We start from the raw sequence: 5,832 nt of genomic DNA, 5'->3' as shown, positions 1-5,832 counted from the left end.
TTACCTGCCCCGCCGCACGGTCCCTGGCGGCCGGTGTTCAGGCGAGGAGCTCGGCGAGGAACGCGGCCGTGTGGCTCTCGCTCGACTTGGCCACCTGCTCGGGGGTGCCGGAGGCGACCACACGGCCGCCACCGGACCCGCCGTCGGGGCCAAGGTCCACGATCCAGTCGGCGCTCTTGATGACGTCGAGGTTGTGTTCGATCGTGATCACCGTGTTGCCCTTCTCCACGAGGCCCTGGAGCACCATGAGGAGCTTGCGGATGTCCTCGAAGTGCAGGCCCGTGGTGGGCTCGTCCAGGACGTAGACGCTGCGGCCGTTGGAGCGTTTCTGGAGCTCGGCTGCGAGCTTCACGCGCTGGGCCTCGCCGCCGGAGAGCGTGGTGGCGGGCTGGCCCAGCCGGACGTAGCCAAGGCCGACGTCGACGAGCGTGTTGAGGTGCCGTGCGATCGGCGAGAAAGCCGCGAAGAACTCGGCCCCTTCCTCGATGGGCATGTTCAGCACGTCCGCGATGGTCTTGCCCTTGTAGTGGACCTCCAGGGTTTCGCGGTTGTACCGGGCGCCGTGGCAGACCTCGCAGGGGACGTAGACGTCCGGCAGGAAGTTCATCTCGATCTTCAGGGTGCCATCGCCGGAGCAGGCCTCGCAGCGGCCGCCCTTGACGTTGAATGAGAACCGGCCCGGCAGGTAGCCGCGGACCTTGGCCTCGGTGGTCTCGGCGAAGAGCTTTCGGATGTTGTCGAACACGCCGGTGTACGTGGCCGGGTTCGAGCGCGGGGTGCGGCCGATGGGGCTCTGGTCGACGTGCACCACCTTGTCCAGGTGTTCGAGGCCCTGGACGGACTTGTGCCTGCCGGCCACCTGCTTGGCGCCGTTGAGCTTGTTGGCGAGCACCTTGTAAAGGATCTCGTTGACCAGGGTGGACTTGCCCGAGCCGCTGACGCCGGTGACGGCGGTGAAGAGGCCCAGCGGGAAACTGGCGTCGATGTTCAGGAGGTTGTTCTCCTTCGCCCCGACCACCTTGAGCTCGCGCTTCTTGTCGTATTTGCGCCGCTTCTTCGGGATCTCGATCTTCCGCCGGCCGGAGAGGTAGTCGCCGGTGAGCGAATCCGTATTTTCCAGCAGCTCCTGGTAGGACCCGGAATGGACCACCATGCCGCCGTGCTCGCCGGCACCCGGTCCGATGTCCACCACCCAGTCGGCCTCGTGGATCGTGTCCTCGTCATGCTCCACGACGATCAGGGTGTTGCCGAGGTCCCGGAGCCGGGTGAGTGTCTCGATCAGGCGGCGGTTGTCCCGCTGGTGCAGGCCGATCGAGGGCTCGTCGAGGACGTACAGCACGCCCACGAGGCCGGAGCCGATCTGGGTGGCCAAACGGATGCGCTGGGCTTCGCCGCCAGACAGGGTGCCGGAGGGCCGCTCCAGGTTCAGGTACTCGAGTCCGACGTCGAGGAGGAAGGTCAGGCGGGCCTGGATTTCCTTGAGGACCTGGTGGGCGATCTGGGCCTCGCGGCCGGTGAGGACGAGGTTTTCGAGGAAGCCGGCGCATTCCCGCATGGGCAGCGCGGCGACCTCGGCGATTGACTTGCCGTTGATCAGCACCGAGAGCGACGCAGGGTTCAGCCGGGCACCGTTGCAGGCCGGGCACGGGACCTGGCGCATGTATTCCTCGTAGCGGTCGCGCGCATAGTCGGAATCGGTCTCGCCATGCTTGCGGTGGACGTACTGCACGACGCCCTCAAAGCCGGTGCTGTACTTGCGTTCACGGCCGAAGCGGTTGCGGTATTGCACCACCACCTTGTGGTCCTTGCCGTGCAGGACGGTCTGCCGGACGTCGGTGTCGAGCTTCTCCCACGCCGTCGTCATGGAGAAGCCGAGTTCCTCGGCCAGGCCGGCCAGCAGCCGGTTCCAGTACTCCGTGGTGGCGGTGCCCAGGGACCACGGCGCTATGGCCCCCTCGGAGAGCGAGAGCTCGGGGTTGGGGATGAGGAGTTCCTCGTCGACCTCCAGCTTGGTTCCGATGCCGCTGCACGCGCTGCAGGCGCCGAAAGGGTTGTTGAATGAGAAGGAACGGGGCTCGATCTCGTCGATCGCCAGGGGGTGCTCGTTGGGGCAGGCCAGGTGTTCCGAGAACGCCCTGATCCGCTCGGGATCGTCTGCTTCGAGGTCGACGAATTCGGCCAATATGCGGCCCTCCGCCAGTCCGAGGGCGGTTTCGACCGAGTCGGTCAGGCGCTGGCTGATGCCTTCCTTGACCACGAGGCGGTCCACCACGACTTCGATGGTGTGCTTGAACTGCTTGCCCAGCTTCGGCGGATCACTCAGGTGGACGAGCTCGCCGTCCACCCGGGCCCGCGAGTATCCCTTGGCGGTGAGTTCCTTGAAGAGGTCCACGAATTCGCCCTTGCGGCCGCGGACCACGGGTGCCAGCACCTGGAAGCGGGTGCCGTCCGGGAGCTCGAGCAGCTGGTCGACGATCTGCTGCGGGGTCTGCTTGGTCACGGGCTCCCCGCAGACGGGGCAGTGCGGCCGGCCCACACGGGCCCAGAGCAGGCGCATGTAGTCGTAAATCTCGGTGATGGTTCCCACGGTCGAGCGCGGGTTCTTGGACGTGGACTTCTGGTCGATGGACACCGCCGGCGAGAGGCCCTCGATGAAGTCGACGTCGGGCTTGTCCACCTGGCCCAGGAACTGCCGGGCGTAGGCGGAGAGGGATTCGACGTAGCGGCGCTGGCCCTCGGCGAAGATGGTGTCGAACGCGAGGGAGGACTTTCCGGAGCCGGACAGGCCGGTGAACACGATCATGGCATCACGCGGCAGGTCCAGGTCCACGTTGCGCAGGTTGTGCTCGCGGGCGCCCTTGACGACGAGGCGCGTCATGTCCGGACGCTTCAGGACGGGGCGGGACGGGGCCGCATCCCGGACTGCCAGCGGCTCGACGACGGAATGGACTTCAACGGCTGGATCTTCAGCTACAGCTTTAGGCACGAATCTAATGCTAATCGAAAACTTCTTCGAAAAACTATTCCGCGCGCCACGGGCGGCGCCGGATGTGCTATTGGCGGTCGTAGGCGGCGGCCAGCAGCTGCACGGCCTCGGCGAAACTGGCGCCCTGGGCTTTGGCGGCCGCGGCGAACTCGGCGGCGGCGGCGGACAGCGAACTCCAGGCGGCATCGCGGGCACACACCACGGTCCCGTTGCGGCCCTTCGTCACTACGACGCCGGCGGCCTCGAGTTCCTTGTAGGCCCGCGCCACGGTGTGCGGGGCGACGCCCAGTTCGCCGGCGAGGCTCCGCACGGCCGGAAGCCTGGTGCCCGGCGCGAGTGTGCCGTTGTCGGCGCGTTCGATCACGTAGAGCCGCAGCTGTTCGAAGAGCGGGACGGAGCTGGCCGGATTGGTCCGCCAGGATCCGGGAAAACGCTCCCCCGCCGCGTCCGCGGGGCTCACTGTTCGGCCTCCTGGACGGCCGGGACCTGTTCGCGGCCGGCGAACTGGGCCTCGTACAAATCCTTGTAGAGCCCCTGCCGGGCCACCAGCTGCTGGTGGGTGCCGTGTTCAACGATTCGTCCGTGGTCCATGACGAGAATTAGATCAGCGTCCCGGACCGTGGACAAACGGTGCGCGATCACGAAGCTTGTGTGACCGTGCCGCAGCCGCTCCATGGCATGCCGGATCTGCACCTCAGTGCGGCTGTCGACGGAGCTCGTCGCCTCATCCAGCACCATGATGCTGCGCCCGGCGAGCTGCGCCCGTGCGATCGAGACGAGCTGGCGCTGGCCCCGGCTCAGGGAGTCGCCGTCGTTGCCGAGCATCGTGGCGTAGCCGGCCGGCAGGGACCGGACAAACTGGTCCACGTGGCTGGCGCGGGCCGCCGCGACGATATCGGCTTCGGTGGCGCCGGGCCGGCCGTATTCGATGTTCTCCCGGATGCTGCCGGTAAACAGCCAGGCATCCTGCAGGACGATTCCGAAGGCGCGCCGCAGCTCGTCCCGCGGGATGGTGGCGATGTCCGTCGAGTCCACCAGGATCCGGCCGGAGTCGAGTTCGTAGAAGCGCATCAGGAGGTTGACCACGGTGGTCTTGCCGGCACCGGTGTGTCCCACGATCGCCACGGTCTGTCCCGGGTCCACCGTGAAGGAGAGGTCCTTCACCACGGGGGTGCCGGGGCTGTAGCTGAAGCTGACGTGCTCGAACGTGACCCGGCCCGCCACTGCGCCGGGATCCAGCAGGTCGCCGGGCGTGCCCGGGGCAGGGGCTTTGCGTCCGTTGGAGGATTTGCGCGGGACATGGAGCTTTCGCGCGGCCGTGGCGCCTTGCAGCTTGCCGGCGCCGTTGGCCGAGACCGCCGGCACGGCGCTGTCCGCAGGGATCTCCGGGGCGTCCAGCAACTCAAACACCCGCTCCGCCGAGGACAGGCAGGACTGCACGAGGGTCAGCATGCCGCCGATCTGGCTCACCGGCTGGCTAAAGAGACGGGAGAACTGGACAAAGGCCTGGATGCCGCCGATCGTCAAGAGCCCCGCGGTGACCTGCAGCGCCCCCACAACAGCAATCGCGATGTAGTTGAGGTTGGCGACAAACACCAGCAGCGGCTGCACGATGCCGGACAAATACTGGGCGCGGGTGCTCGATCGCGTGAGCTTCTCGTTGCGCTCCCGGAAGCTTGCCGCCGACTCTTCCTGCCGGCCGAAGGCCTTGACGACTTCATGCCCGGTGAAGAATTCCTCGAGTTGGGCGTGCAGTGCCCCCGTGCTGCTCCACTGCTCCTTGAAGTGCGGCTGGGAGTGCCGGGCCACGAGCACTGTGATCATCGTGGACACAGGCACCGAGAGGATCGCGATCAGTGCCAGCAGCGGCGAGAGCCACAGCATCATGGCGAGAGCGGCCGAGAGCATCAGGACGGCCATGATGAGCTGGTTGAGGAGCTGGTTGAGCGACTGGGAGATATTGTCGACGTCGTTCGTGGCCCGGCTGAGCACGTCGCCGCGGCGCTGTTCCTCGAAATGGCTGGACGGCAGCACATGGAGTTTTTGTTCCACGGAGCCGCGGAGGCCGTAGCTGAGGCGCTGCACCGCGGTGGCGGTCAGGCTGCCCTGAATCCAGCTGAACAGCGACGCCCCGACGTACATGGCCGAAACGGCCAGCAGCCGCTCGGCCAGCTGTTGCTCGTCGAGGGAGCCGCCCAGGAAGCCGTCGACGACGACGTCGGTGGCGTCGCCCAGCACCTTGGGCGCCGCTACGTTGAGTGTCACGAACGCGCAGGTCGCGGCGATGACGCCGGCCATCCGCCACTTCAGCGGCAGCAGCAGGCCCAGCAGCCGGGCGGCGGTGTGCCATTTGATGCGCTCCGGCACGCCGGGTCCCGCAACGGTCCCGGCGCGGTGTGCCCGCGCGCGGCTCACGGGGCTTCCTCCAGCACCAGCTGGGACGCGGCAATTTCCTGGTAGCTGGGCGAGGACTCCATGAGTTCGCTGTGCGTGCCCTGCGCGACGACCCGGCCGGCCTCCAGTACGAGAATCAGCCCGGCGTCCACGATTGTTGACACCCGCTCGGCCACGATCAGCACGGTCGCCGAGCGCAGCAGCGGCTCGATCGCCGCCCGGAGCCTGACGTCGGTGCCGTAGTCCAGAGCCGAGAAACTGTCATCGAAAAGGTAGGCGGGGGCCCGCTTGAGCAGGGCCCGCGCGATGCACAGGCGCTGCCGTTCGCCGCCGGAGAAGTTCGTGCCGCCCTGGCTTACGGGCGTGTCGAGCCCGAGCGGCAGGGCGCGGACAAAGTCGGCGGCCTGGGCAGCTTCGAGCGCCTGCCATATTTCGGGCTCGTTCGCGGCGGG

At 67.4% G+C, this 5,832-nt stretch carries 4 protein-coding genes; all 4 read right to left on the bottom strand.

Going from position 1 to position 5,832, the window contains the following annotated elements; genetic code table 11:
- Positions 1-37: 37 nt before the first annotated feature.
- Positions 38-2,986, bottom strand: coding sequence for an excinuclease ABC subunit UvrA (gene uvrA, locus Y706_RS0112355; protein WP_028276836.1), 2,949 nt, complete (start codon positions 2,984-2,986; stop codon positions 38-40).
- A 67-nt stretch (positions 2,987-3,053) separates the two neighbouring features.
- On the bottom strand, positions 3,054-3,446 hold the full coding sequence (locus Y706_RS0112350) for a GntR family transcriptional regulator (RefSeq protein WP_028276835.1): 393 nt from the start codon (positions 3,444-3,446) through the stop codon (positions 3,054-3,056).
- Positions 3,443-5,284, bottom strand: coding sequence for an ABC transporter ATP-binding protein (locus Y706_RS0112345; protein ID WP_253906783.1), 1,842 nt, complete (start codon positions 5,282-5,284; stop codon positions 3,443-3,445). Before Y706_RS0112345 ends, Y706_RS0112350 begins: the two co-directional genes overlap by 4 nt.
- A gap of 113 nt (positions 5,285-5,397) precedes the next feature.
- Positions 5,398-5,832, bottom strand: a 435-nt coding sequence (locus Y706_RS0112340; protein WP_028276833.1) for an ATP-binding cassette domain-containing protein, incomplete at its 5' end; no start/stop codon positions are given.

This window comes from Arthrobacter sp. I3 (genome assembly GCF_000520575.1).
In the GTDB taxonomy this organism is placed as follows: domain Bacteria; phylum Actinomycetota; class Actinomycetes; order Actinomycetales; family Micrococcaceae; genus Arthrobacter; species Arthrobacter humicola_A.
This window is presented reverse-complemented; position numbering and strand designations above follow the sequence as displayed.